Annotated in this window: 22 protein-coding genes and 1 tRNA gene; 6 read left to right on the top strand and 17 right to left on the bottom strand. The window is 69.5% G+C overall.

What is annotated here, in order from left to right:
• Positions 1–147: 147 nt before the first annotated feature.
• Together MK786_RS01750 and MK786_RS01745 are read left to right on the top strand one after the other, a co-directional pair.
• A complete protein-coding gene (locus tag MK786_RS01750) occupies positions 148–1,107 on the top strand; it encodes a heme A synthase (protein ID WP_241110533.1) in 960 nt (319 codons plus the stop codon).
• A gap of 89 nt (positions 1,108–1,196) precedes the next feature.
• Positions 1,197–1,631, top strand: coding sequence for a dinucleotide-utilizing enzyme (locus MK786_RS01745; RefSeq protein WP_241110532.1), 435 nt, complete (start codon positions 1,197–1,199; stop codon positions 1,629–1,631).
• A gap of 75 nt (positions 1,632–1,706) precedes the next feature.
• Here MK786_RS01745 and MK786_RS01740 read toward each other — a convergent pair whose 3' ends face one another.
• The 5 genes from MK786_RS01740 to ppsA form a co-directional block, all read right to left on the bottom strand.
• The gene (locus MK786_RS01740) at positions 1,707–3,386 is read right to left on the bottom strand and encodes an acyl-CoA dehydrogenase family protein (protein WP_241110531.1); all 1,680 of its coding nucleotides are present in this window, start codon (positions 3,384–3,386) and stop codon (positions 1,707–1,709) included.
• Positions 3,383–4,471 (bottom strand): putative zinc-binding metallopeptidase, encoded by a 1,089-nt coding sequence (locus MK786_RS01735; RefSeq protein WP_241110530.1) that lies wholly within the window; start codon positions 4,469–4,471, stop codon positions 3,383–3,385. Before MK786_RS01735 ends, MK786_RS01740 begins: the two co-directional genes overlap by 4 nt.
• Before the next feature lie 46 nt (positions 4,472–4,517).
• Complete coding sequence (locus MK786_RS01730; RefSeq protein WP_374200395.1) at positions 4,518–5,672, bottom strand: sorbosone dehydrogenase family protein; 1,155 nt, start codon at positions 5,670–5,672, stop codon at positions 4,518–4,520.
• Positions 5,669–6,145 carry a VOC family protein gene (locus MK786_RS01725; protein WP_241110528.1) on the bottom strand — a complete coding sequence of 159 codons (477 nt, stop codon included), beginning with the start codon at positions 6,143–6,145 and terminating at the stop codon, positions 5,669–5,671. The genes MK786_RS01730 and MK786_RS01725 overlap by 4 nt, the downstream gene beginning before the upstream one ends.
• A gap of 93 nt (positions 6,146–6,238) precedes the next feature.
• A complete protein-coding gene (gene ppsA, locus MK786_RS01720) occupies positions 6,239–8,662 on the bottom strand; it encodes a phosphoenolpyruvate synthase (RefSeq protein ID WP_241110527.1) in 2,424 nt (807 codons plus the stop codon).
• A gap of 183 nt (positions 8,663–8,845) precedes the next feature.
• Here ppsA and MK786_RS01715 point away from each other — a divergent pair, with 183 nt between their 5' ends.
• Together MK786_RS01715 and MK786_RS01710 are read left to right on the top strand one after the other, a co-directional pair.
• Entirely contained in the window at positions 8,846–9,901 is a 1,056-nt protein-coding gene (locus MK786_RS01715; RefSeq protein ID WP_241110526.1) for a zinc-dependent alcohol dehydrogenase family protein, read from the top strand.
• A 25-nt stretch (positions 9,902–9,926) separates the two neighbouring features.
• On the top strand, positions 9,927–10,379 hold the full coding sequence (locus tag MK786_RS01710; protein WP_241110525.1) for a pyridoxamine 5'-phosphate oxidase family protein: 453 nt from the start codon (positions 9,927–9,929) through the stop codon (positions 10,377–10,379).
• 33 nt (positions 10,380–10,412) lie between these two features.
• Here the strand turns inward: MK786_RS01710 and MK786_RS01705 are convergent, their stop codons facing one another.
• The 3 genes from MK786_RS01705 to MK786_RS01695 form a co-directional block, all read right to left on the bottom strand.
• Positions 10,413–11,060 (bottom strand): hypothetical protein, encoded by a 648-nt coding sequence (locus tag MK786_RS01705; RefSeq protein ID WP_241110524.1) that lies wholly within the window; start codon positions 11,058–11,060, stop codon positions 10,413–10,415.
• Between the two features lie 3 nt (positions 11,061–11,063).
• Positions 11,064–12,188, bottom strand: coding sequence for an alpha/beta hydrolase (locus MK786_RS01700; protein ID WP_241110523.1), 1,125 nt, complete (start codon positions 12,186–12,188; stop codon positions 11,064–11,066).
• A gap of 168 nt (positions 12,189–12,356) precedes the next feature.
• Positions 12,357–14,333: an AarF/ABC1/UbiB kinase family protein gene (locus tag MK786_RS01695; RefSeq protein WP_241110935.1), complete on the bottom strand. Its 1,977-nt coding sequence runs from the start codon at positions 14,331–14,333 to the stop codon at positions 12,357–12,359.
• Between the two features lie 216 nt (positions 14,334–14,549).
• Here MK786_RS01695 and MK786_RS01690 point away from each other — a divergent pair, with 216 nt between their 5' ends.
• Both MK786_RS01690 and MK786_RS01685 read left to right on the top strand, forming a co-directional pair.
• On the top strand, positions 14,550–17,174 hold the full coding sequence (locus MK786_RS01690; protein WP_374200414.1) for a cation-translocating P-type ATPase: 2,625 nt from the start codon (positions 14,550–14,552) through the stop codon (positions 17,172–17,174).
• Positions 17,175–17,241: 67 nt separating this feature from the next.
• Positions 17,242–17,943 (top strand): VIT family protein, encoded by a 702-nt coding sequence (locus MK786_RS01685; protein ID WP_241110933.1) that lies wholly within the window; start codon positions 17,242–17,244, stop codon positions 17,941–17,943.
• A gap of 52 nt (positions 17,944–17,995) precedes the next feature.
• On the opposite strand, the gene MK786_RS01680 is transcribed toward MK786_RS01685, so the two are convergent.
• The 9 genes from MK786_RS01680 to obgE form a co-directional block, all read right to left on the bottom strand.
• Positions 17,996–19,027, bottom strand: coding sequence for a TerC family protein (locus tag MK786_RS01680; protein ID WP_241110522.1), 1,032 nt, complete (start codon positions 19,025–19,027; stop codon positions 17,996–17,998).
• A gap of 280 nt (positions 19,028–19,307) precedes the next feature.
• A tRNA-Ala gene (locus MK786_RS01675) sits at positions 19,308–19,383 on the bottom strand.
• Positions 19,384–19,454: 71 nt separating this feature from the next.
• On the bottom strand, positions 19,455–19,832 hold the full coding sequence (rsfS, locus tag MK786_RS01670) for a ribosome silencing factor (RefSeq protein WP_241110521.1): 378 nt from the start codon (positions 19,830–19,832) through the stop codon (positions 19,455–19,457).
• Complete coding sequence (locus MK786_RS01665) at positions 19,832–20,983, bottom strand: hypothetical protein (protein ID WP_241110520.1); 1,152 nt, start codon at positions 20,981–20,983, stop codon at positions 19,832–19,834. Before MK786_RS01665 ends, rsfS begins: the two co-directional genes overlap by 1 nt.
• Positions 20,980–21,576, bottom strand: a complete 597-nt coding sequence (nadD, locus tag MK786_RS01660) for a nicotinate-nucleotide adenylyltransferase (RefSeq protein ID WP_241110519.1) — start codon at positions 21,574–21,576, stop codon at positions 20,980–20,982. Before nadD ends, MK786_RS01665 begins: the two co-directional genes overlap by 4 nt.
• 10 nt (positions 21,577–21,586) lie before the next feature.
• Positions 21,587–21,808, bottom strand: a complete 222-nt coding sequence (locus MK786_RS01655) for a hypothetical protein (protein WP_241110518.1) — start codon at positions 21,806–21,808, stop codon at positions 21,587–21,589.
• A gap of 53 nt (positions 21,809–21,861) precedes the next feature.
• Positions 21,862–23,121 (bottom strand): glutamate-5-semialdehyde dehydrogenase, encoded by a 1,260-nt coding sequence (locus MK786_RS01650; protein ID WP_241110517.1) that lies wholly within the window; start codon positions 23,119–23,121, stop codon positions 21,862–21,864.
• Positions 23,118–23,957 (bottom strand): glutamate 5-kinase, encoded by an 840-nt coding sequence (gene proB, locus MK786_RS01645; protein WP_241110516.1) that lies wholly within the window; start codon positions 23,955–23,957, stop codon positions 23,118–23,120. Before proB ends, MK786_RS01650 begins: the two co-directional genes overlap by 4 nt.
• Positions 23,954–25,462 (bottom strand): GTPase ObgE, encoded by a 1,509-nt coding sequence (obgE, locus tag MK786_RS01640; protein WP_241110515.1) that lies wholly within the window; start codon positions 25,460–25,462, stop codon positions 23,954–23,956. Before obgE ends, proB begins: the two co-directional genes overlap by 4 nt.
• Positions 25,463–25,520 lie beyond the last annotated feature (58 nt).

The following is a 25,520-nucleotide window of genomic DNA, read 5'->3' as shown; positions in this document are numbered from 1 at the left end:
TAGACTGTCAGTGGTTCACCGCGCCCGAACCCATGCGGTTCATCGCGAGCGACCGACCCCTCGATTCTACAGGTTCCACCCTGGCACCGGGCTCCGCATGTCCTGCGGACCGTGGCGCGGAACCATCTCCAGGAGGCTACGAGAAGCATGTCCGCGCAACCGACGACGACGGAGACCGGCGTGTGGCAGCGCTGGTGGAGCCGCCTTCCGGCGACGATCGACCGTCGGGTGATCGCACTCGCGTGGGCGACGCTCTTCGTTCAGATCGCCATCGTCGGCACGGGTGGTCTGGTGCGGCTCACGGGATCCGGCCTCGGATGCCCGACCTGGCCCCGCTGCACGCCGGAGTCCTTCGTCGCGACGCCGGAGATGGGCATCCACGGCGTCATCGAGTTCGGCAACCGCCTGCTGACGTTCGTGCTCGTCATCGTCGCGATCCTGATGTTCCTCTTCGTCGTGCGGATGCGCCGTGAGCGTCCGGATCTCTTCTGGCTGTCTCTCGTGATCGGCCTCTACGTGCCCCTCCAGGCCGTGATCGGCGGCATAACCGTGCTGACGAACCTCAACCCCTACGTCGTCGGGCTGCACTACTTCGCCTCGGTCGTGCTGGTCGCGCTGGCGGCCGCACTGGTCGTGCGTGTCTACGCCACCCCGGGTCCGCGCGTGCTCGCGGTGCCCGGGTGGTACGCCGTCACCACCCACATCACGAGCGCGTTCGTGGTCATCACGGTCATCGTCGGCATCCTCGTGACCGGTTCCGGTCCGCACGCGGGCGACGGCGGGGCGGCGCGCAACGGTCTCGACGCGGAGTTCATGCAGCACGTCCACTCGTGGCCCGCGTACATCACCCTCGGCCTCACGATCGTGCTGCTGGCCGCCGCGCGCCGGACTCCCCCGGCCCAGCGGCTGACGCTCTGGGTCGGCGTTCTCCTGCTCGTCGAGCTCGCACAGATCGGTGTCGGACTCTGGCAGGCGCGCACGGGCCTGCCGATCTGGCTCGTCAACATCCACATGGTCCTCGCTGTGATGCTGATCGCGGCGATGACGGCGGTCGTGATGCACCTCACGGCGCCGGTCGCCGAAGTCGAGCGCACAGCGGACTCATAGCCGACGCACCGCTCCTGCACCGGGGCGCATGGAAGCGTGACGGATGCCGCGGCCGACCGTGCCGCGATCTCGGAGGAGTGATCCCAACAATGCCCACCCGCCCCCGTTTGCTCCGCAGCATCCCGTTCTGGGCTCTTGTCGTCGCCTCCCTGGCCACCGCTGCCTACGGATCGTGGCTCCTGCTCGACAAGCTCGGCGTCATGACCACGACGCTCACCGACGGCACCGCCACGGGTGTCGAGGTCTACGTCGGTCAGTCCATCGCGGTCGTCGGCGGCATCCTGCTCGGCGCCGGCGTGCTCGGCGTGATGCTCGCGCTCACCGTCGCCGCCATCGCGACGCTTCGTCCGTACGCTCCCGTCGACGTCGCTGAGCCCCTCGCGTGGACCGCAGACGACGCCGTCGACGCGCCGGCTGCCGGCCACGGCTACGAGCGTGGACTCGGCTACACGTCCGCGATTCCGACGGCCGACGTCGACGCCCGGGACGACGCGGCAGTCACCCCGCCCGCGACCACGCGCTGACTTCGTCCCTCGGCCCCCTGCGCCGGCTGCGGCCGGCTCAGGGGGCCGAGTGCTGTCCGCTGACCACGGGCAGGCTCAGTGACGCGCGACGATGGCCCCGGTATCCGTGCCCGTCGGCAGGGCCCCGTACTGCGCCGCCCGGTCATCCCCCAGGCGCGCGGCGATGAAGGCCTCGGCGTCCGCCGACGGGGCGTGGCGCAGCATGAGCGAGGCCTGCAGAGCGATCGCAAGCGACTCGCTCAGGCGGCGCGCCTGCGCCTGCGCCTCGGTCTGATCGGCGCGGGCGAGCCTGCCGAGCAGTGCGAGCGTGCGCGCGGTGTGCGTGTCGAGGATCATCGAGGCGCCGGCTGTGGTGGACAGCTCGTCGGCGAACGCGGCCGCCGAGTCCGGATCGCGCGTGAGCGCACGCAGGACGTCGAGCGCGATCACGTTGCCCGAACCCTCCCAGATCGCCATGACCGGCTGTTCGCGGTAGCGCCGCGCGAGCGGGAACGACTCGGTGTAGCCGTTGCCGCCGAGACACTCGAGCGACTCATACGCATGGTGCGGGCCGCGCTTGCAGACCCAGTACTTGGATACCGGAGTCGCCAGCCGGCGCAGGGCGATGTCACGATCGGATGCTTCGGCCTCGAACAGCTGCGCCAGTCGCAGGCCCGTCAGCATCGCCGCCTCGGACTCGAGTGCGAGGTCGGCGAGCACGGCCGTCATCGCCGGCTGGTCGACGAGCTTCGCCCCGAACGCCGATCGCCCCCGTGCGTGCCACGCGGCCTCCGCCACCGACTGGCGCATGCCGGCGGCCGTGCCGAGGACGCAGTCCAGGCGCGTGCGCTGGACCATCTCGATGATCGTCCGCACGCCGCGGCCGGGCTCGCCGAGCACGAAGCCGACCGTGCCGTCGAACTCGACCTCGGCGGAAGCGTTCGACCGGTTGCCGAGCTTGTCCTTCAGCCGCTGCAGGCGGAACGCATTGCGCATGCCGTGCGGCAGCAGCCGCGGCACGAAGAGACACGACAAGCCCTCCTCCGTCGCGCCGGAGCGCGTCTGCGCGAGGACGAGGAAGCCGTCCGACATCGGCGCCGAGCAGAACCACTTGTGTCCGGTGAGCTGATAGGCGTGGCCGCCCATCGACTCCCCCACAGTCGTTCCGGCCCGCACGTCCGAGCCGCCCTGCTTCTCGGTCATCGCCATGCCGACGAGTGCGCTCGCCTTCTCCTCGTTGGGCAGCAGGCGCGGCTCGTACTCGCGGGAGAAGAGCCGCGGCAGCCAGGCATCCGCGACCCACGGGGAGTCCTGAATCGACGCGACCGCCGCGTGGGTCATGGAGACCGGGCACGCGTGACCGGGTTCGACCTGCGCGAACAGCATGAAGGTCGCCGCACGGGCCACATGCGCACCCGGTCGCGGCTCGGCCCACGCCGACGTGTGCGCTCCGTGGGCGAGCGCGTCGGAGATCACACGGTGATACGACGGGTCGTACTCGACCTCGTCGAGTCGGAATCCCCAGCGGTCGTGGGCGTGGAGTGTCGGCGTGTGCACGTTGGCGAGTTCGGCGTCCCGCTGGAACCCGGCCGATCCGACGAGAGCGCCCACCTCGTGGAGGTGAGCGCTCGCCCACCCCGCCCCGAACGCGTCCACGGCAGCCGCGAGCGGGGCGTTCAGCGCGAACTCGTCGATGTCGACGCGCCACGGTGGCTGGTTCTCGACGTAGTGCGTCGCCGCCCCGATGACGCGTTCCCCGCGGGAGAACGCTGTCATGCCTGCTCGCTGTCGTCGCGCGCGAAGGCCAGCGCCGCCTGCTCGTCGAACGTCAGCGGCGCGCGGGTGATGATGTCGTGGACGAACTCCAGCTTGTGCCGCACCGGTCCGACGATCGTGAACGGGTAGAGGTCGCCGAAGCCCATCGCCCGGTTTATCCGGTTGAAGCCCTGCGACATCCACTCCCAGTCGTTCAGCAGGCGCTGAACCGGCTCGTCGCGGTACGAGGCCAGCGGCACGACGTCGGTGTCGCGGAGGTTCGTGACCGTCGCGTCGAGGTGGATTCCGATCACCGCGGCCGTCTGCAGCGTGCCGGTGATGTGCAGGTAGTGCGCGAACGTCTCGGCGAAGTCCTCCCACGGGTGCATCGTCGCGTACTCGGAGATGAAGCTCTCGTGCCAGTCGGGCGGCGCGCCGAGCTTGTAGTGACGCGTCAGCGCCTCCCGGTAGCTCGTGCGCTCGTCGCCGAACAGTTCGCGGCACCGGGCCCAGGCCCCGTCGTCGTTGAGGAGCACGTTCTGGTAGTAGTGGCCGACCTCGTGGCGGAGATGCCCGAGGATCGTGCGGTAAGGCTCGCCGAGCCGCACCCGGAGTGCTTCGCGCCGGTCGTCGAGGCTCTCTGCAAGGTCGATCGTGATGATTCCGTTCGCGTGGCCGATCACCACCGGCTTGCCGTCGGAGAGGCTCGAGATCAGGTCGAATCCGAGTCCGCCCGGCCTGACGTCCCATGGCACGACCGGCAGCCCGAGGTCGCCGAGTTGGAGGAGGAGCCGCCGCTTGGCCTCCTCGGTCTTGGCGAGCTTCTCGAGTGCGACCGTGTCGTCGGCGTCGGGCTGTCGCCGGGTGAGCCGGCACGAGAAGCATCGTCCCGCGGGAGCGTCCTCGCGCACGAGCCAGTTGCACGCCCATTCGCGGTTCGAGCACGTGTACCAGGTCTTGTCCCCGATCAGAACGCGCCCCTGGCGCAGGCCGAAGAACTCGCGCGTGACGATGTGGTAGCCGAGTTCTGCTTCACAGTTCGGGCATGTCAGGGCGTCCAGGTAGACGAAGTGCCGACAGTGCGGACACCGGGGCTGAGAGCTCACGGTCTCACCGTAGTGCGCGCCGTGCGCGGTCGGACGATGGAGCGGGTCATGTCGCCGGCGCCAGGGCGAGGCGCAGCAGCAGGTCGTCTTCGGCACGCGGGTCACCGCGCCCGTCCGTGTTGTTCGTGAGCACCCACAGAGTGCCGTCCGGGGCGACGACCGCGTCGCGGAGCCTGCCCTGGTCGCCCGTGAGGACCGCCAGCGGCTCGGCGGCGAGCGCGCCCGCCGCGGTGTCGACGGTCCAGAGCCGCTGGCCGCGGAGACCGGCGACGAAGACGGTGTCACCCTGCGCCGCGATGCCGCTCGGGCTGGCCTCGCTCGTGGTCCACGCGACGACCGGGTCGACCATGCCGTCGCGTCCCGCCGTCCCCTCCACGATCGGCCAGCCGTAGTTCGCCCCCGGCTCGATGCGGTTCAGCTCATCCCAGGCGTTCTGGCCGAATTCGCTCGCCCACATCGTGCCGTCACTCGTCCACGCCAGCCCCTGCACATTGCGATGCCCCAGCGTCCACACCGCGTTGTCCCACGGATTGCCCGGTGCGGGGTCGCCCTCCGGCGTCAGGCGCAGGATCTTTCCGCCGAGCGCCGCGGGATCCTGCGCCGCGTCGCGCCGCTGCGCGTCGCCGGTCGAGACGTAGAGATAGTCGTCCGGGCCGAACGCGAGCCGTCCGCCGTCGTGGGTGCTCTCGCGCGGGATGCCTTCGAAAACCACCTCCGCCTCACCCAGCGTCAGCTCCCCCGGGGCACCGAGCAGCGGCATCCGCACCACACGGTTGTCGTCTCGCGCGCCGTGGTAGGCGTAGAGCCACGTGTCTGCGCCGTCCGAATGCAGTGCCAGGCCATGGAGTCCCGACTCGCCACCCGAGACCACCCCGGGGACGACCCCGGCGTCGCGCACCTCCCCCGCCGGCGTGAGCTCGAGCACCCGGCCGTCGTTCCGCTGCGAGATGAGCGCTCCACCGTCGCCCGTCGGGACGACGGACCACGGCGCCTGGAGTCCCGAGGCGAGTGTCTCGGGGTTCGATGCCACGCGCCACCAGCCTTCGGCGGAAGCGGTCGCGGTCGGCGCGGGTGTCGCCGCCTCCGGCGAGGAAGCGCGGGGCGGGACCGGCGCTGCGGGCGGTGTCGCGGAGCAGGCGGATGCGGCGAGGGCGGCGAGAGCGAGGCATCCCGCCACCGCGGTCAGGCGCGCGCGCATCATGCCGCCGCGGCGGCGGCCTCGATCGCGGCGATGTCGATGCGGTGCATCGTCAGCATGGCCTGCACCGCGCGGTGCGCGGTTTCCGGATCGGGGTGACGGATGAGCTCGATGAGGCGATCGGGGATGATCTGCCATGACAGGCCCCAGCGGTCCTTGAGCCAGCCGCACGGCTGCTCCTCGCCGCCGTCGGCGACGAGCGCGTCCCAGTAGCGGTCGACCTCCTGCTGATCGCCGCACGCGACGTAGAGGGAGACCGCCTCGGTGAAGGGGAACTGCGGCCCGGCATCCATCGCGTAGTAGTCGCGTCCCGCGAGACGGAAGTGCGCGTGCATGACCTTCCCGCCCATCCCAGGCACCTCATCGGGGTACCGTCCCACCGAGACGATCGCCGACTCGGGGATGAGCTCGGTGTAGAAGGCGATCGCGGCTTCGGCATCGTTGTCGAACCACAGGAACGGGGTCACGTCGGTCATGGGGGCCTCCTCGGGACTCCCCCAGGCTCCCCCGTCGCCGCGAGACGGTCAAGCGCTCGGGGCATCCGCAACGGCATCGCGCCCTGAGTCCGATCAGCCGTCCACCGGAGAGGGCGCCGTGAGAGCCTCTCGGCCGGCCTCCACCCCGGGGCGCTCCGCGAGCCGAAGCCAGGTGCCGACGATCGTGTCGGGGCTCAGCGAGATGGACTGGATGCCGCGGTCGACGAGCCAGTCGGCGAGATCCGGATGATCCGAGGGGCCCTGGCCGCAGATGCCCACGTACTTCCCGCGCCGGTTGCACGCGTCGATCGCCATGCCGAGGACGCGCAGCACGGCTGGATCCCGCTCATCGAACTCATCCGCGACGAGCTCGGAGTCGCGGTCGATGCCGAGCACGAGCTGCGTCATGTCGTTGGACCCGATCGAGAACCCGTCGAAGTGATCCAGGAACTGGTCGGCGAGGAGCGCGTTCGAGGGGATCTCGCACATCATCATCACCTCGAGTCCGTTGCGCCCGCGCTCGAGACCGTGCGTGGCGAGCTCCGCGCTCACGGCTGCTCCCTCCGCCACGGTTCGCACGAACGGCACCATGATCTTGAGGTTGGTCAGTCCCATCTCGTCGCGCACGTAGCGGAGTGCTTCGCACTCCATCGCGAAGCACTCTCCGAACTGCGGGGTGAGGTACCGCGCCGCTCCGCGCCACCCCAGCATCGGGTTCTCCTCCTGCGGCTCATACCGGTCACCACCGAGGAGGTGCGCGTACTCGTTCGACTTGAAGTCGCTGGTCCTGACGATCACCGGGTCGGGTGCGAAGGCTGCGGCGATCGTCGCCACGCCCTCCGCGACCCTCCGGACGAAGAACTCTCGCGGCGAGGGATAGGCGGCGATCCTCACGTCGATCTCTGCGCGGAGCTGCTCCGGAAGCGAGTCGAGCTCGAGGAGAGCACGGGGGTGGATGCCGATCTGGTTCCCCACGATGAACTCGAGCCGGGCCAAGCCGACCCCGTGATGGGGCAGTGCCGCGAAGCCGAACGCCTGATCGGGCGTGCCGACATTGAGCATGAGTTGCACCGGAAGCTCCGGCATCCGCTCGATGGCGATCTCCTCCGTCACGAAAGGCAGCAGCCCCTCGTACACGAGCCCGCTCTCCCCTTGCGAGCAGACGACCGTCACGCCGTCGCCGTCGGCCAGGTCCCGCGTAGCCGTCCCGGTGCCCACGACAGCGGGGATGCCGAGTTCACGCGCGATGATGGCCGCGTGGCACGTGCGCCCGCCGCGGTTCGTCACGATGGCGGCCGCCCGCTTCATCACGGGCTCCCAATCCGGATCGGTGATGTCTGCGACCAGGACGTCGCCGGTGCGGACCTTCGCCATCTCCGACGGCGACCGCACGACGCGCACCGTTCCCCCGCCGATCCGCTGACCGATCGCGCGACCCTGCACCAGCACCCTGCCGTGCTCCTGGAGCGCATAGCGGGTGTGGCTGTGCCCTTGCAGGCGAGACGCGACGGTCTCGGGCCGAGCCTGGAGTACGTACAGAAGCCCGTCGACGCCGTCCTTCGCCCACTCGATGTCCATCGGACGACCGTAGTGATCCTCGATGATGAGAGCGGACCGCGCGAGCTCCATCACCTCGTCGTCGTTGATGCTGTGCACGCGGCGCTCCGCCGGTGGCACAGTCGTGATCATGGTGCTCGCCCCGACCTCATGGCCCGCGGCGAACCTCATGGCGATGGCCTTCTCCCCCACGCTGCGGCGGAGAATCCCCGGCCGGCCCTCGCGGACCGCCGCCTTGTACACCGCGAACTCGTCCGGATTCACCTGTCCCTGGACGACCGTCTCGCCCAGGCCGTACGCGCTCGTGATCAGGATCGCGCCGTCGAACCCGGTCTCGGTGTCGATGGTGAACATGACGCCCGAGGCCCCGATGTCGGAACGCACCATGCGCTGCACGGCAGCGGAGAGCGCCACGTCGCCGTGAGCGAAGCCCTGGTGCACGCGGTAGGCGATCGCACGATCGTTGTACAGGGATGCGAACACCTTGCGCACGGCGGCCAGCACATTGTCGACGCCGGCGATGTGGAGATACGTCTCCTGTTGACCCGCGAAAGAGGCACTCGGAAGGTCCTCCGCCGTCGCCGACGAGCGCACGGCCCACGTCGCGTCGGCGAGGTCCGGTTCCGCAGCCGTCATGTCGTCGAACGCGCGCCGGATGTCGGACTCGAGATCCGCCGGCAGCGGCTGATCCTCGATCCAGGAGCGAATGGTCCGGCCCACGCGAGCGAGGTCTTCGACATCGGACACGTCCAGCGGCGCCAGCAGCGCCTCGATGCGCCCGGCGAGCCCGGCCTGTCGCAGGAAAGAGCGGTACGCGGTCGCGGTGGTGGCGAACCCGCCAGGCACCCGCAGCCCGGCGCCGCTGAGTCGCGAGATCATCTCTCCGAGCGACGCGTTCTTCCCGCCGACGTGGGGCAGGTCGGCCATGGTGATCTGGTCGAGCGCGAGGATGTTCGTCATGACACGACCCTGTGCCGGGAGCCGCTCCGGCGTTGGGCCGAAGGTCCCGCATTCTGGCCGGCCTGACCGGCTCCGCACGGCGGTCGGGTGGCGCCGCGGGTCCAAGGTCCCTATCGGACGATGATCGGGGAGAGGACGATGGGCCTCGTCGCCCCGTGCGCAGACATCCGAGGAGTGAGAGATATGAAGGCGCTGGTCTATCAAGGTCCGGGATCCATCGAATGGCAGGAGAAGCCGGCACCTCGGATACAGAAGCCCACGGACGCGATCGTGAAGATCGAGACCACGACCATCTGCGGCACGGATCTGCACATCCTCAAGGGTGACGTGCCGGCGGTGGAGTCCGGGCGCACCCTCGGGCACGAAGGCGTCGGCGTCGTCACCGAGGTCGGTGAGGCGGTGACGGAACTCGCCGTAGGAGATCGCGTGATCATCTCCTGCATCTCGGCGTGTGGGAAGTGCAGCTACTGCCTCGAGGGGATGTACTCGCATTGCCTCGCCGACGAAGGAGCGTCCGGGATCGGCTGGATCCTCGGACATCTCATCGACGGCACACAGGCCGAGCTCGTGCGGATCCCCTTCGCGGAGACCTCGCTTCACAAGGTGCCGGAGGGCGTGTCGGCCGAAGAGGCCGCGATGATCAGCGACATCCTGCCCACGGGGCACGAGATCGGGATCCGATACGGCGCCGTCGAGCCGGGCGATGTCGTGGCGGTCATCGGCGCGGGTCCGGTGGGCCTTGCAGCCATGACCACAGCCTCGCTGTATGGACCGAGCCGGGTCATCGCGATCGACATCGACCCCAACCGCGTGGAGCAGGCGAAGCGGTTCGGTGCGAGCGACGGTGTCGTCTCCTCGGGCGCGGACTGGCGTGAGCAGGTTCTCGCCCTCACCGACGGGCTCGGTGTGGATGTCGCGATCGAAGCCGTCGGGCTGCCGTCGACCTGGGACATGAGCCTGGAGATCGTGCGGCCGGGCGGTCACGTCGCCAACGTGGGCGTGCACGGCAAGCCGGTCACGTTCCCGCTGGAGTCGGCCTGGATCCAGAACCTGACGATCACCACGGGCCTGGTCAACACGGACACTTCGCGGATGCTCATCAAGCTGCTCGCGCAGGGCCGCCTCGACGTCGCCGGCTTCATCAGCCACCGCTTCTCGCTCGGCGACATCATGGATGCCTACGACACGTTCGGCCGCGCGGCCGAGACGAAGGCCCTCAAGGTCATCCTCACGGCCTGACCACGGCGCAGAGGAGAAGAGGAGCATGGAGCGCATCGATGAAGCGGGCGTCTGGAAGCTGACCGAGGAGGAGTGCTGGAACCTCCTCGCGCGTCGGGAGCTGGGCCGCCTCGCACTCACCGGCCCGACGGGGCCGGAGATCTTTCCGGTGAACTACGTCGTCGACGGCCCGCGGCTGCTGTTCCGCACAGCGCCCGGCTCGAAGCTGGCCGATCTCTCGGCGGAACCCGACGTGGCCTTCGAGGTGGACGAGTACGACGAGAGCTCCGCAGCGAGCGTCGTGGTGAAGGGACGGGCGAGCAGACTCGAGCGTCAGAGCGAGATCGATGCGGCCGACGCTCTGCCCCTTCGTCCGTGGATTCCCACGCTGAAGTACCGCTGGGTCAAGATCTCTCCCGCGGCCATCAGCGGCAGGTGGTTCGAGCGCACTCCCGAGCCGGATCGCTACGTGGCGTCCCGAGCGGCAGACACCACCTGAACGGGCGCCCCAGGCCCGGGATCCTCCCTGACGTCAGCGCGGGGTGGTCTTCAGCCGTGCGGTCGTGTCGCGGCGGAGGATCGCCTCGAGGACGGCTCCGGTGGCGATCGCCATCACCACCGCCATCACCAGACCGGCACCGATGCCGATGAGCACAGACAGCGCCGGCTCCTGCCCCTCATGCCACAGAGGTGTCGCGATCGCCAGGAAGGCGCCGAGCGCGAGCGTCCAGGCCGCCGCCGTCCCGACGACCCACCATCCCGCGCCGCGAACATGGCGGCGCAGCTCCAGCCACTGCGCCGTGCCGACGGAGAAGAGCACCGCGCCGGCGGATGCGCCGACCATTCCCACCTTGACCACACCCGGCAGACCGGCGAAGTCGGTCGCGGCGGACGCGAGCATGCCGGCGCCGTACGCGACGGTCGCGCCGGCCGCCGTCAGAAGCACCCACGCCGCGACCCGAAGCCGGGCGAGTCGCCGACGCAGCACGACACTCTGCGCAGCGCCCAGCACCGCTCCTTCGAGCGCGCCGGCCGCGAGTGTCGCGTAGACGAACACCGGCGTACCGGACGTGACCACACCCACCACCGCAGGCACGAGGAAGCCGATGGCCTCGCCTGCGCTCACGACCACGAGCCACCGCGTCAGCCACCGCGAGTCGTCCGCTCCCTCGACTGTCATGCCTTACCTCTCGCAGCCGCCGAACGACTCGTCGAGGAAACCGACGACACGGGAGACCCACTCCTCGCGGGAGCTCTGCAGCGCTTGCGTGTGCTCGACGCCCGGCGCGACCCATATTGACACTCGAGACGGGTCGATCCGCTGCAGGCGCCGGGCGACCAGCTCCTCGTCCTGCTCGTCGCCCGCGGCGATCAGCAGGAACGGAGTCCGGTCCGCGCCCGCGAGCGAGTCGACCAGGCTGTCGGGACGAGGTGCGGGAGTGAGCACCTCGATGAGGGCGTACGTGACGGTGTCGAGCCCTTGCTGCACGACGCCTGCGATGCCGTACTCCTCGACCAGCCAGGCCTTGTCGGCGGCGGTCCGACCTGTCGCGCCCTCCGCCGCCACCGCGCAGATCCTCTGGTCGACGCCGGCAGCGCCGATGGCCTCCTCGCCGCCCATCGACAAGCCGACGACCGCGATCCGATGCGGATCGACTTCGGCGCGGCTTTCCAGATAGTCCACGGCTGCGTTTATGTCGCTCTCGCCATACCACCCGAGAGCCATCGCCTGACCGCCGCTGGCCCCGTGTCCGCGGGCGTCCGTCAGGAGCACCCCGTACTCGGCGGCCTGAAGGACGCGAGCCTGCGCAATCGTGTGGGAGGAGGTCGAGCCGGCGCCGTGACGGAGCACCACCGCCGCGCCGTTGCGCGATGGGATGTACCAGCCCGCCAGCGCCGTGCCGTCGGCGGCCGTCATCGACGCCCACGTCGCTCCGCTCGGTGGCTCCCCTGCGGCAGGCCGGGGCGGATACGCCGCGGCGAAGGCGATCGACGTCGAGTACACGGCGACGAGCACCACGCCGAGCCAGGGCAGCAGGATGAGCCTTCCCCATCGTCGCGTCGCCCTGAGGAGGAGGACGACCGCCACGGTGAACAGGATCACCGCCGCGGCCGGTCCCAGTGCCAGCGGCAGAACGGCGGCAACCACGGATGCGCGCGGGAGAGCGATGCCGAGCGCAGCGGACGCCGCGAGCCACCCGGCGATCGTCGCTCCGGCGGGGAGGAGGAAGAGCGACGGGCGACGCGAGTCGGCGACGTGCGCCCCGACTGCGCGGTCACGATCCGCTGTCTCGACGGCCGAAGGCATGCGTACACCCTGGCGCGGTCCCCACACTCGCAACGTGCCGAAGGTCCTGCCATCGGCCCAGCGACCTGCGGTCCGGCGCACCGCCGTCCGTACGCCATTCCGGCGTGATGCCGGGCTCCCCGCCGATCTGTTCGTGACCGCGGTCCGCTCACGGGTGAGTCGCCGATCCTATCCGCCGCCACGACTCCGGAAGGATTGGCCGAGGCTGCGCAGCAGCAGCAGGATTCCGCCGAGGCCGAGAAACCCACCGAGCACCGACACCGCGGGCACGCCTGCCAGCTCCGGGCCGGTGTCGCTCACGCCGAGCAGCACGCCCGCGAGCACGAGAGTGACCCCGACGACGGTGACCGTCAGGCGCGATGCGAGCCGGTCCACCCATGTGCGCTCGTCGGCACTGTCGAACACCACCGCCTTCACCGCGAAGGTGCCCTCGTCCAACTCACGGGAGATGTTCTCCACTCGCCGGCCCATTCGCAGCATCCGCTCGACGGACAGAGCGAACTGAACCTCCGCGGTCATCGCCATGTCGTGCAGCGACAGACCGCGCGTGGAGACAGTGGATGCCATACGAATGCCGCTGCGCGTGAGGTTGTATCCGTCGGACAGCCGCCGGAGCGTCCCGTCGAGGGAGCTGAGCGTGCGGAGCACGAGCAGGAGCGACGGCGGAATGGCGAGGTGGTGACGCCGAAGTGCGTCCACGAGCAGGCGGAAGATGTCTTCACCGGACGCGCTGAAGCGCACTCGGGTGACGAGAGCGCCGATGTCTCGCTGCAGCGCCGACTTGTCCAGCGCTCCGTGGTGCGTGCAGATGAGCAGCACCAGATCTGTGGCGCCGGCATCGTCTTCGTTCGCCATCGCTATCAGCAGCGCAGCGAGGAGCCTTCGGAGGCTCTTCTCCACGATCCCGATCGCTCCGTAGTCCACCAGCGAGACCCATCCGACAGGATCGCTCCCGTGGTCACATCGCGCCATGACGTTCCCGGCATGAAGATCTGCGTGAAACACCCCCCGGACGAGCACCTGGTCCAGCACGGCCGCCACCAGGTGGTCGGCGATAGCGCGAGCCACCCCCTCCGACAGGTCGCCCGGCGCGATGCGGCTGACCGGTGTTCCCAGGATCCGCTCCATCACCAGCATGCGTTCCGTCGAGTGCTCGCTGTACGCGCGGGGAGTGCGGACCGGCCAGGGGGATGCGGCGCCGGCCCTCCGCACGAGCTCGAGGTTCGCCAGCTCGATCCGGTAGTCCAGTTCCTGGTGCAACGCCCAGCTGAATTCGGCGACGAGGGCGACCACGCCGTATTCGCGTGCCCAGGTGGTGCGGCGTTCCAGGTCGCCCGCCAGCCGGTTGAGGATGTCCACGTCCGTGACCACCTGCCGGCGGGCGACAGGTCGCTGGATCTTGAGGACGACATCCTGGCCGTCGATCAGGCGCGCAGCGTGGACCTGCGCGACTGACGCCGCGGCGAGCGGCTCAGGGTCGACGAAGCTGAACACCTCTGTGATCGGCCGGCGCAGCTCGCTTTCCACGACCTGCCTGGCCGCATCCCAGGGGATCGGCGTCGAGTCGGTTTGGAGGGTAGCCAGAGCGTCGACGATCTCCCGAGGGAGCACATCGTCACGGGCCGAGAGCATCTGCCCCAGCTTCACGAACGTCACACCGGCTTCGTTTGCGGCCGCGACGATCGCTGCAGGCAGCTCGCGTGGGGCGTCGCCTCGCCCTCTGCGTTCGAAGAGCGCGAGTCCGTGACGTGAGGCGATCGAGAGAATCTCGGCGTAGCGTCGTGCCCGATCGCGTCGGCGGAGCGCATCGCGGACCATCTCGACAGGGCGCCCCCAGCCACCGGACGGCCAGACGAACTCGATCGTGACCACGCAGACGACGACGGCGGCGAAGAGCCAGCCCAAGGTGAGCGCGATGAAAGAAAGCGCGATCGGTGTGCCCACGGCCACGCGGCCGTCCTCGTCGAGCACGCCCGCGGCTCGAAGCGACCACAGCGCCAGGGGCAACGCGACCAGGAACACGACGAGCGACGTCGCACTCGCCCGGAACCAGCCGACCGTCCGATCCAGCAATCGGCGTGACGCCCAGGCGGCCAGGGCGGTGAAGCCTGCTCCGACTACGACGAGGATGACCCATGCGGGCATGGTCACGGCCCCTGTCGCAGCGAACAGCTGAGCGGACCCATCATCCGATGATGAGTGGCGGCAGGGTGGACCCGAAGGTCGAAGGTCCCGCGCGGTCGTATGGCTCCGCCCGGCAGGACCTTCGGCCCGACAGGTCCCGCGCCCTCGCGGCACGCTGAGTCGTGTCGCGTGGATGGGATGCCGCGAGCGCTCGCGAGGCGCGGCCACGGAGCCTCGGTGTGCGGCGGAAGGACCGAAGGTGTGACCGCAGTGTCGGAGACGTCGTCGGAGTCGGGCCTGACCAGCGCGGAGGCGTCCGCGCGCCTGGCAGAGGTCGGACCCAACACGCTCAAGCCCCGCCGGCGTGCATCGGTGTGGCGAATGCTGATCGCTCAGCTGACGCATCTCCTGGCCCTGTTGCTGTGGGTGGCGGCCGGCCTTGCGCTCGTGGCGGGGACGACGGCCCTCGCCGTGGCGATCGTGGTGATCATCATCTTGAATGCGGCATTCGCCTTCGCCCAGGAGTACCGCGCGGACCGCGCTGCGGAGCAACTGCGATCACTCGTACCGGTCACTGCACATGTGGTCCGCGACGGCGCCGCGGTCGAGGTCGCGGCAGCGGATCTCGTGCCTGGCGACCTCGTCGTGCTGGCCGCAGGTGACCGGGTCGGCGCCGATCTGCAGATAGCGTCCTGTGATGGTCTGCTGGTCGATGAGTCGATCGTCACCGGCGAGAGCGTCGCCGTCGCTCGCGGTGCGGGTGACCGGCTCATCGGCGGCACCTTCGTGGTTCAGGGGACTGCGCGCTCCGTTGTGATGGCCACGGGTCCGCGCACGCAACTGGCCGAGATCGCGCGGCTCACAGAGGGAGCCGCGAGACCTGCCAGCCCACTCACTCTCGAACTGCGGAGAGTCGTTCGAGTCATCGCGGTGATCGCGGCGACGGTGGCCGCAGGCCTCGGTGGCGCGGCGCTCCTCCTGGGCCTCGGACCGCTGGCCGCCGCCATCTTCGCGATCGGCGTCGCCGTCGCGCTCGTGCCGGAGGGCCTCCTCCCCACGGTGACGCTCTCGCTCGCTCGGGGTGCGGAGAAGATGTCCACGCGGAACGCGCTGGTGCGTCGTCTCGATGCCGTCGAGACGCTCGGAGCGACGAGCTTCATCTGCACAGACAAGACGGGCACCTTGACGCAGAGCCGAATGAACGTCGTGATCGTCGTCACCGTCACCGGTGCTGTCCACGTGCACGGGGAGGGTTACCTCCCCGTGGCTCGGCTGACGGGTCCCCCGTCCGCCGTCGCCCTCGCCGCTGACGTGACGCGCGCCGCACTGCGCTGCGTCAGCGGGCGCGTGGCGGAGACGCCGGAAGGCTGGGTGGCCGACGGCGACCCGATGGAGGCCGCATTCCATTGCCTTGCTCTGAGATTGGGGCTGACCGTCGAGCCCGAGGGCCAGCGCACCGCCTATACCTCGGAGCGCATGGTCAGCTCCTCGATCGACGGGACCACGGTCTCGGTCCTCGGCGGCCCGGAGGCGGTGTTCGCACGGTGCCGGGCAGTGCCGGATGACATGGTTCGAGCCGTGCAGCAACTGGCAGACGCGGGCAAGCGCGTGCTCGCGGTCGGGACACGCCGTTGGACTGCCGAGCCGTCCCCGGAGGCCGAACACGACCTTGAGCTGCTGGGCCTTCTTGCGCTCGAGGATCCACCCCGGGAAGGTGTGGCGGAGGCCTTGCGAGCCTGCCGGAGCGCGGGCATCCGCATCGCCATGATCACCGGTGATCACCCGCGAACCGGGGCCGCGATCGCCCGTGAACTCGGGCTGCTGGGCACACGGGGCGTCGTGCTGGACGGGGCAGACCTTCCCGCTGACGACGTCGCGCTGGCGGACGCCATCGACCATGACGACGGAGTCGTCGTTGCGCGCGCACAGCCGGCGGACAAGCTGCGGATCGCCCGGGCGCTGCGCAGCCACGGGCACGTCGTGGCGATGACCGGCGACGGCGTCAACGATGCGCCGGCGTTGCGGGAGGCCGACGTCGGCGTCGCAATGGGAGCCGCCGGCAGCGATGTGGCCCGGGAAGCCGCCGATGTGGTGCTCCTGGACGACCACTTCGCGACGATCGTGGCGGCGATCGAGTTGGGGCGTGCGACCTTCCAGAACGTGCGGCGCTTCTTGACCTACCACCTCACCGACAACGTCGCCGAACTCGCGCCGTTCGTGGTGTGGGCGGTGACAGGCGGCTCGGTGCCGCTGGCGATAGGCGTCCTCCAGGTGATCGCGCTGGACATCGGCAGCGACATGCTCCCCGCGTTGGCGCTCGGCGCCGAACCCGCGCGCGCAGACACCATGAAGGGCCGTCGTCAGCGCTCCAGCATCGACCGGGTGCTGCTCGCCCGAGCATTCCTCGTCTTGGGAATGACTGAGGCCATCGTCTCCATGGGTGCATTCGTGGCGGTGCTGCTGCTGGGCGGCTGGCGGTGGGGCGACGTTCCTGCTGCATCGCTCCAGGCGTCCGCATCCGGAACAGCGTTCGCGGCGATCGTGCTGGGGCAGATGGCGAATGCATTCGCGTGCCGCAGCACGAGGCTGCCCGTCTGGCGGTTGCGGTTTGGGGAGAACCGCGCCGTCGAATGGGCGGTGGCGGCGCAGGCGGTCCTGTTGCTGATCTTCCTCGGCGTCCCGCCATTGGCGACGCTCTTGGGGGGCAGCTGGCCGCCGCCGCACGGCTGGCTTCTGGCGGCCGTCGCCGTCCCGGCGGTCCTGGTCGCAGATGCCGTGCACAAGTCGATCGCCGCAGGACCTTCGGCCTCTCGCGGGCGCGGTGCCCCGTCGATGCTGAAGTCGACGAAAGGACTGCCATGAGCGATGACCGACGCACCGTGTGCTCCCACCCGCTGCGGCCGAATCGTCCTAGGTTTGTCGCGTGAGCATGCATGGTGGCGAGCCGCACGTCGCGGGGATCGCGGGAAAGCTGAACTGGCTCCGGGCAGGAGTTCTGGGAGCCAATGACGGCATCGTCTCGGTCGCGGCGATCGCTGTCGGCGTGGCTGCGGCGACACCGGACCTTGCGGCGATCATCCCCGCGTCGTCGGCTGCGCTGATCGGCGGAGCTCTCTCGATGGCGCTGGGCGAGTACGTCTCGGTCAGCAGTCAGAGCGACAGCGAGCGAGCGCTGATCGCCAAGGAGACGGAAGAGCTCCGCACGATGCCCGAGCAGGAGCTCGAGGAGCTCGCGGGGCTCTATCGTGCGCAGGGGCTGAGCGACGAGACGGCGAAACGGGTGGCTGTGGAGCTGACCGAGCGCGACGCGCTCCGTGCCCATCTGTCGATGGAACTGAACATCGATCCGGACGACCTCGTCAGCCCATGGCGGGCGGCCGCGGCATCCGCTCTGGCGTTCGTCTGCGGTGGAATCCTCCCGTTCCTCACCATTCTCCTGCCGGAGTCGGTCCGGATCCCCGTGACCTTCATCGTCGTTCTCATCGCACTCGGGGCCACAGGCGCGCTCGGCGCCCGCATCGGTGGAAGCCCCGTCACTCGAGCCACGATCCGCGTCGTCGTCGGCGGCGCGATCGCTCTGGCGGCCACGTTCGCGATCGGTGCGCTCTTGAACACCACCGGAATCGCCTGACGCTGCGCCGAGCCCTCCGTCAGGCGCTCGGCACCGTCGGAGTCGTGGACGGTCAGTGCGGAGTAGGACGCCCGCGCGGCTCCCCCGGTGCATCATCGACCGGGATCGGATCAGCCGCGCCGCGGTCGCCACGGGTCTTGACGAGGCTCGCAACGGTCGCCACGGCGATCGTCCCTGCGATGAAGAGCAACGAGAGCCAGATCGGAATCTCGGGAATCACTGTGATCGGATCGCCGCCGTTGACGAACGGCAGCTCGTTCTTGTGGAGGGCGTGGATGAGGAGCTTCACCCCGATGAAGGCCAGAATGACCGCGAGGCCCTGCGCGAGGTAGACCAGGCGCTCCAGCAGGCCACCGATCAGGAAGAACAGCTGGCGCAAGCCCATCAGGGCGAAGGCGTTGGCGGTGAACACGATGTACGCCTCTTCGGTCAAGCCGTAGATCGCGGGGATCGAGTCGACGGCGAAGATGAGGTCGACGAAGCCGATGGCGATGATGGTCAGCAGCATCGGCGTTGCCCAGCGGCGTCCCTGCCGAACGACGGTGAGCCGGTCACCGTGGTACTCGTCGGTGACGCGCAGGTGACGACGCACGAAGCGCATGACCCGGCCATCGGCGGGGTTGGAGTCGCCGTGAGAGAACGCCTGACGATAGGCCAGGAACAGCAGCAGCGCACCGAACCCGTAGAACACCCACGAGAAGTTCTCGATCAGCGTGGCACCGACGGCGATGAAGACACCGCGCAGGATCAGGGCGATCACGATGCCGATCATCAGGACCTTCTGCTGATAGATCTTCGGCACCGCGAAGCTCGTCATGACGATGAGGAAGACGAACAGGTTGTCGATCGACAGCGCCTTCTCGGTCAGATAGCCCGCGAAGTACTCGCCGCCGAACGTCCAGCCCGACACCGTGCCGATGCCGACGCCGAAGAGCAGGGCGAGACCGATGTAGAACGCCGACCAGCGCGCGGACTCGCCTATGGTCGGCTCGTGCGGCTTGCGCACATGCGCGTAGAACTCGTAGACGAAGAAGGCGATCGTTACCGCGATCGTGATGAACCAGACGAGCGGAGTGACATTCACAGCGGGGTCCTAACCTTGGCGTGAGCGGATCAGCGCCAAGGTCTTCTCCATCCTCGTGGCCGAGGACCGAGGGCCCGGAATGCGACGAGCATTCGTAATGACGAGCCGAACGTGTCGGAGTACTCCCCTTGGACTCGCCAGTGTAAACGAACGACGGGTTCTGGGGCCCGTGACCGCGCGGTAGGTCGAGCGAGACTCAACGGAGTGTCCAGTAGAACGACCATCGATCATTCGAACTCCCTGATCGGGGAGCGAAGTTTCGGTGCTTTACCGGGAGTTTTGGTGGACCTGAGGGGACTCGAACCCCTGACCCCCTGCATGCCATGCAGGTGCGCTACCAGCTGCGCCACAGGCCCTTGTTCTGCTGCCCCGCGAGGCAACTCCACAAGCTTACAACACGTCGCGGCGTGCCCCGAACCACCGCAGACTACTCGGTGGGCGTCCGGGCCGGAAGATCGATCGGGACGACCGGGCAGTCCTTCCAGAGCCGCTCGAGGCCGTAGTAGACGCGCTCCTGCTCGTGGAACACATGCACCACAAGGTCGCCGAAGTCGAGCAGCACCCAGCGTGCTTCGTGGCGCCCTTCGCGACGCAGGCGCTTGTGCCCGGCCTCCAGAAGGCGGTCCTCGATCTCATCGGCGATCGCGGCGACGTTGCGCTCGCTGCGACCGGTCACGAGCAGGAAGATGTCGACGAGTGGAAGCGGCACCGACACGTCGAGCGCGACGAGGTCTTCACCGCTCTTCGCGTCGGCGGCCGCCGCCGCGATCTGCAGCATGTCGAGGGACTGAGCGGATGCCGTCATCACAGCACCCCCGTGACGAAGGCGAGGATCAGCACGCCGACCAGCGCGAGCGCCAGAGCGCCGGCGGTGATCGCGAGCGTGAGCATGAGCTTGCTGCCCTTCTCGGGCACGGGAGGCCGGATGACCTCGCCGGCGGTCTTCACCGTGCTGATCGCAGCGCTGGCGGCGATCGGGGTGGGCGATGAGTGCGCGGGCAGCTCGCCGTCGACGAGCGTGGCGTCGACTTCCTTGCCGTCGGCCGTTCCGCGCGCGTGACCGGTGGACCCGAGCCCCTCCGGGAGGTTGAACGTGCCGGTGATGAGCACCTCGCCCGTCGAGCTGAGCGGGGCGACGATGGGCGAGACCTCGGGCGCCTGCGACAGGATGAGCGCGTTGGGCATCGAGACAGAACCCGTGGAGCGAGCGAGCAGCTGGTCGAACGACGGCGGCAGGTCGGCCTGCTCGGGCTCGGCCGCGAGAAGACCCGCGCCGAGGAGCGGGCTCACGCTGCGTTCCCTGTCGGCCTCGATCTCTTCTGCGGTCGCGGTGGTCCGGTCGGCAGACTCGTGACCGTCTGACCACGGGGAGACCGGGCGCACGGGCTCGGGCCGCGGCGCCTCGGCGGTGCGCTCCGGCGCCGCTTGGACGACCGGTGCGGGCGCCGTTGCGAGACCGAAGAGGTCGTGCATGCCGCTGTGCAGGCTGACCGGCTCCGTGCGGGTGAGCGGCGGAGCCTCGGTGACGAGGGTCGCCATGGAGGCGGAGTGCGCCGCAGCGACCTCGGGGGTGATGACCGGGACGGACGCCGTGCGGATGCGCTCCTGCTGACGTGCCTGGCGCCGGGTGAGGGGCGATGCTCCGAGGTCGACAGCGGAGTCGGCGACGGGCGCCGGCGGCACGACTACGGGATCGGCAGCTCGCGGGAGGTGCGCCGATGCGATCGGAGCGGAAGCCTGCTGCGGGGCCGGCGCGGGCTGCTCGGACTCTGCCTGCGCAGGAGCTTCGGCGGGAGCGTCGACGCCCGCACGCGGCGCCTCCGGCTCGGCAGTCGCCGGGGCCGCTGCCGTGGCAGCGCTCTCAGGGGTGATCACGGGGGTGGATCCGGTGTTCCGGATCTCGCGCAACTGCTTGCGCGTCAGCGGTGGGTTCGCCGGCTGCTCGGGTTCAGTCATTCCTTGCTCCGGTAGAGATGGTGCTTCGCAATGTATTGGACGACCCCGTCAGGAACGAGGTACCACACCGGGTGTCCTTGTTCTACGCGGTCACGGCAGTCCGTCGACGAGATGGCGAGAGCGGGGATCTCGAGCTGACTCACGTCTTCACTGGGCAACCCGTCTGTGCTGAGGACGTGCCCGGGGCGGGAGACCGCAACGAAATGTGCGAGGTCCCACAACTCATCATGGTCCCTCCAACTGAGAATTTGCGCTATGGCGTCGGCGCCCGTGATGAAGTACAGCTCCGCGTCGGGACGCTCCGCCTTCAGATCGCGCAGCGTGTCGATCGTGTAGGTCGGGCCCGAACGATCGATGTCGACGCGGCTCACCGTGAAGCGGGGATTGGATGCTGTGGCGATCACCGTCATGAGATAGCGATGCTCGCTCGGCGAGACGCCATCCTTCTGCCACGGCTCCCCCGTCGGCACGAACACGACCTCGTCGAGGTCGAACCACTGTGCGACCTCGCTGGCGGCGACGAGGTGGCCGTGATGGATGGGATCGAACGTCCCACCCATGACCCCGATCCTCGGGGCTGCCGGCACCGTCATTCAGTGCGGCCTAGTGGCCGTGCCCCACGTGCTGGACGTCGTTGGCGTGAGCGCGGGCGTAAGCCTCGGCCTTGTGCGAGTGGCGGTTGGCGACGTTGCGGTACGACAGCGTCACGACGGCCAGGGCGCCGAAGACGCAGATCGCGACGATGCCGTACCAGACGGTCTCGAGGGCGACGTTGCCGTGGTGCTCGGTTTCCGCGGCGAGGGCGACGATCGTGGCGATGGTCATTCGTGCTCCGTTCCATTCGCCTGCGGGCACAGGCTGTATGTCAGTTTAGGCGGTCAGTCGCGCACTTGTCCGACGCCCCGCGCCAGCCACTTCGTGCTCGTGAGCTCGGAGAGGCCCATCGGGCCCCGTGCGTGCAGCTTCTGCGTCGAGATCCCGACCTCGGCGCCGAAGCCGAACTCGCCGCCGTCGGTGAAGCGGGTGGAGGCGTTGGCCATGACGACGGCAGAGTCGACCTCCGCCAGGAAGCGCTCGGCGTGAGCGGGGTCGTCCGTGATGATCGACTCGGTGTGGTGGGTGGAATAGCGGCGGATGTGGTCGAGCGCCTCGTCGAGGTCGTCGACCACGCGCATGGCGATATCGAGGCTCAGATACTCTGTCGACCAGTCCTCGTCCGTCGCCGGGACGACGTCCGACACCAGCGCCGAGACGGTCTCGTCACCGTGCACCGTGACGCCTGAGCCGCGCAATGCCTCGACAACCGGCGGAACCAGCCGGGCTGCGGCATCCTTGACCACCAGGACGGTCTCCACGGAGTTGCACACGCTCGGACGCTGCGTCTTGGCGTTCACGACGATGTCGCGCGCCCAGTCGAGTCGCGCGGTCGAGTCGAGCACGATGTGCACGACGCCGGCACCGGTCTCGATGACCGGGACGGACGACTCTGTGACCACGGTCTCGATGAGCTGCGCGCTCCCCCGCGGCACGAGCACGTCGACGATGCCGCGGGCCTGCATCAGCTCCCGCGCGCCCTCTCGTCCGAAGTCGTCGACGGTCTGGATCGCTTCGGGGTCGATGCCCTGCTCGGCCAGGGCGCCGCGCATTGCCCGCACGAGCGCGGCGTTCGTGCGCTCAGCGGCCGTTCCGCCGCGCAAGACGACGGCGTTCCCCGAGCGCAGCGCGAGTGCGGCGATGTCGACTGTGACGTTCGGGCGCGCTTCGTAGATCGACCCGACGACGCCGAACGGCACGGCCACCTTCGTCAGTGCGACACCGTTCGCGAGGGTCCGGGTGTCGAGGACGCGGCCGACGGGGTCGGGCAGCTCAGCGACCTCTCGCACCGCCGCCGCAAGGGAGGCGACGCGCGGTTCGTCGAGCCGCAGGCGATCCTGCAGCGCAACCGACAGTCCCGTGCTGCGCCCGCGCTCGAGGTCCTCGGCGTTCGCGGCGACGATGTCGCCGGCGGCGTTCTCGATCGCCCGTGCGATCGCCTCGAGGGCGTCGCGCTTGGCGGCGTCGGAGAGGAGCCCGACACTGCGGGACGCCTCCTTGGCGAGAAGCATCCGCTCGCGGGCAGTCGTCGCGGTGGTGGTCATCCCACCAGTTTATCGACGGCGGTGCGCACGGGTCCGGTCGCCGGGGCCGCAGTCGGTTCGGGGTGCGGCTGGAACCACGTGCCGATCTCGGCGCCCGCCAGCGCCTGGTCGACGAGGTCGGCGCTCGTGACGAGAACGCCGATGCCGGATGCCGCGGCCAGCCGCGCAGCCGAGACCTTGGTCGCCGCGCCGCCGGTGCCGACGCTGTTGACCACGACCGAGCCGAACTCGAACCCATGGAGGTCGTCGCCGTAGGCGACGCGGGTGATCGGCGTCGCGCCTGGCTCGTCCGGCGGCCGTGTGTAGAGGCACTCGATATCGCTCAGGAGCACGAGCGCGTCGGCACCGACCAGCTGCGCGACGAGCGCGGCGAGCCTGTCGTTGTCGCCGAAGCGGATCTCGTGCGTGGCGACGGTGTCGTTTTCGTTGACGATGGGCAGGATCCGCAGTCCGAGGAGGCGCTCCATCGCGCGGCGAGCGTTAGAGCGGTGCGTGGGGTTCTCGAGGTCGCCGGCCGTCAGCAGCACCTGGCCCGCGACGATGCCAAAGCCGCGGAGCGCCGCCTGGTAGCGGTAGATGAGCACGTTCTGGCCCACGGCGGCAGCGGCCTGCTGTGTGGCCAGGTCGCTCGGGCGCTCGTCGAGCTTGAGATACGGCATGCCGGTGGCGATGGCACCCGACGATACGAGGACGACCTCGACACCGCGTCCGTAGGCGGCCGCGAGGGCGTCGACGATCGGACCGATCTTGTGGGCGTTCTCGCCGCTGATCGACGAGGAGCCGACCTTGACGACGACCCGGCGCGCCTGCGGCAGGTCGCGCCGTTCCAGCGTCACTCGTCGCCCTCCGCGCTCCAGTCCTTCGCTGCACGGCGCTCGGCCTCGAGTTCGGCGCGGGCTTCAGCCTTGGCATCCATCATGTCGTGGTAGCGCTCGCGACGCTCGGACGTCGTGCGGCGGCTGCTCTGCACCAGGCGCGGATCGGTGCCGCGGGGGGCGGTGGCGAGCTCGGCCACCGACTTGAGCGAGGGCTCCCAATCGAAGACGATGCCGTCGCCCTCGCCGATGACGACGGTCGCACCGGGGGTCGCGCCCGCGCGGAACAGCTCGTCCTCGACGCCCAGCTTCTCCAGCCGGTCAGCGAGATAGCCGACAGCCTCCTCGTTCTGGAAGTCGGTCTGCTGAACCCAGCGCACCGGCTTCTCGCCGAGGATCCGGTAGATGTTGCCGTAAGTGCCGCCCTCGACACGGATCCAGAACTCCTTCTCGGAGCCCTTGGGGCGGATGACGATGCGCTCGGGAGCAGGGGTCTTGGCCTGCTCGACGCGGTGCGCCGCGACGATCTCGCCGAGCGCGAAGGTGAGCTGGCGCAGACCCGCGTGGCTGACGGTGGAGATCTCGAACACGCGGAACCCGCGGGCTTCGAGTTCCGGCCGCACGAGGTCGGCCAGGTCCTTCGCCTCGGGCACGTCGACCTTGTTCAGTGCGACGAGCTGCGGACGCTCGAGGAGCGGCGTCTGGCCCTCAGGCACTGGGTACGCGCCGAGCTCGGCGAGGATCACATCGAGATCGCTCAGCGGGTCGCGACCCGGATCAAGCGTCGCGCAGTCGAGGACGTGCACGAGCGCGGTGCAGCGCTCCACGTGGCGCAGGAACTCGAGGCCCAGGCCCTTGCCCTCGCTCGCGCCCTCGATGAGACCGGGGACGTCCGCGACGGTGAACCGCACGTCACCGGCCTGCACGACACCGAGGTTCGGGTGCAGCGTCGTGAAGGGGTAGTCGGCGATCTTGGGCCGCGCCGCGGAGACGGACGCGATGAGACTGGACTTGCCCGCCGAGGGGAACCCGACCAGGGCGACGTCGGCGACGGTCTTCAGCTCCAGCTGGACGTCGCCCTCCCACCCGGGCGTGCCGAGCAGCGCGAAGCCGGGGGCCTTGCGCTTGGGGTTGGCGAGCGCCGCATTGCCGAGACCGCCCAAGCCTCCCGGCGCGACGACGAAGCGCATCCCCGGCTCGATCATGTCGACGAGCGTTTCGCCCGAGGGGTCCTTCACCACCGTTCCGACCGGCACCGGGAGCTCGAGCGACTCCCCCGCCGCACCGGAGCGGTGATCGCCCATGCCGAACCCGCCGTTGCCGCCGGAGCGGTGCGGCGAGTGGTGGTACGACAGCAGGGTCGTCACCTGGGGGTCGGCGACGAGCACGATGTCGCCGCCGTGCCCGCCGTTCCCTCCGTCTGGACCGGCCAGCGGCTTGAACTTCTCACGGCGCACGGACACGCAGCCGTTGCCGCCCTTGCCGGCGCGCAGATGCAGCGTCACACGATCCACGAATGTGACCATGCGTTCCCCCTCACGAGCGGTCTGGGTCAGCCCCAGAGTAAAGGGAAAGGGGCGAGCC

The sequence above is a fragment of the Microbacterium sp. CFH 31415 genome (genome assembly GCF_022538185.1).
Lineage (GTDB): Bacteria > Actinomycetota > Actinomycetes > Actinomycetales > Microbacteriaceae > Microbacterium.
Note: the sequence above shows the minus strand (reverse complement) of the source record. Positions and strands in the feature narration are given on the sequence as shown.

Excerpts from the sequence above, each read along its gene's own strand:
- MK786_RS01750 (WP_241110533.1), top strand. The coding sequence starts at position 148 with ATGTCCGCGCAACCGACGACGACGGAGACCGGCGTGTGGCAGCGCTGG.
- MK786_RS01745 (WP_241110532.1), top strand. The coding sequence starts at position 1,197 with ATGCCCACCCGCCCCCGTTTGCTCCGCAGCATCCCGTTCTGGGCTCTT.
- MK786_RS01740 (WP_241110531.1), bottom strand. The coding sequence starts at position 3,386 with ATGACAGCGTTCTCCCGCGGGGAACGCGTCATCGGGGCGGCGACGCAC.
- MK786_RS01730 (WP_374200395.1), bottom strand. The coding sequence starts at position 5,672 with ATGATGCGCGCGCGCCTGACCGCGGTGGCGGGATGCCTCGCTCTCGCC.
- MK786_RS01725 (WP_241110528.1), bottom strand. The coding sequence starts at position 6,145 with ATGACCGACGTGACCCCGTTCCTGTGGTTCGACAACGATGCCGAAGCC.
- ppsA (WP_241110527.1), bottom strand. The coding sequence starts at position 8,662 with ATGACGAACATCCTCGCGCTCGACCAGATCACCATGGCCGACCTGCCC.
- MK786_RS01715 (WP_241110526.1), top strand. The coding sequence starts at position 8,846 with ATGAAGGCGCTGGTCTATCAAGGTCCGGGATCCATCGAATGGCAGGAG.
- MK786_RS01710 (WP_241110525.1), top strand. The coding sequence starts at position 9,927 with ATGGAGCGCATCGATGAAGCGGGCGTCTGGAAGCTGACCGAGGAGGAG.
- MK786_RS01705 (WP_241110524.1), bottom strand. The coding sequence starts at position 11,060 with ATGACAGTCGAGGGAGCGGACGACTCGCGGTGGCTGACGCGGTGGCTC.
- MK786_RS01700 (WP_241110523.1), bottom strand. The coding sequence starts at position 12,188 with ATGCCTTCGGCCGTCGAGACAGCGGATCGTGACCGCGCAGTCGGGGCG.
- MK786_RS01695 (WP_241110935.1), bottom strand. The coding sequence starts at position 14,333 with ATGCCCGCATGGGTCATCCTCGTCGTAGTCGGAGCAGGCTTCACCGCC.
- MK786_RS01685 (WP_241110933.1), top strand. The coding sequence starts at position 17,242 with ATGCATGGTGGCGAGCCGCACGTCGCGGGGATCGCGGGAAAGCTGAAC.
- rsfS (WP_241110521.1), bottom strand. The coding sequence starts at position 19,832 with ATGACGGCATCCGCTCAGTCCCTCGACATGCTGCAGATCGCGGCGGCG.
- MK786_RS01665 (WP_241110520.1), bottom strand. The coding sequence starts at position 20,983 with ATGACTGAACCCGAGCAGCCGGCGAACCCACCGCTGACGCGCAAGCAG.
- nadD (WP_241110519.1), bottom strand. The coding sequence starts at position 21,576 with ATGACGGTGCCGGCAGCCCCGAGGATCGGGGTCATGGGTGGGACGTTC.
- MK786_RS01655 (WP_241110518.1), bottom strand. The coding sequence starts at position 21,808 with ATGACCATCGCCACGATCGTCGCCCTCGCCGCGGAAACCGAGCACCAC.
- MK786_RS01650 (WP_241110517.1), bottom strand. The coding sequence starts at position 23,121 with ATGACCACCACCGCGACGACTGCCCGCGAGCGGATGCTTCTCGCCAAG.
- obgE (WP_241110515.1), bottom strand. The coding sequence starts at position 25,462 with ATGGTCACATTCGTGGATCGTGTGACGCTGCATCTGCGCGCCGGCAAG.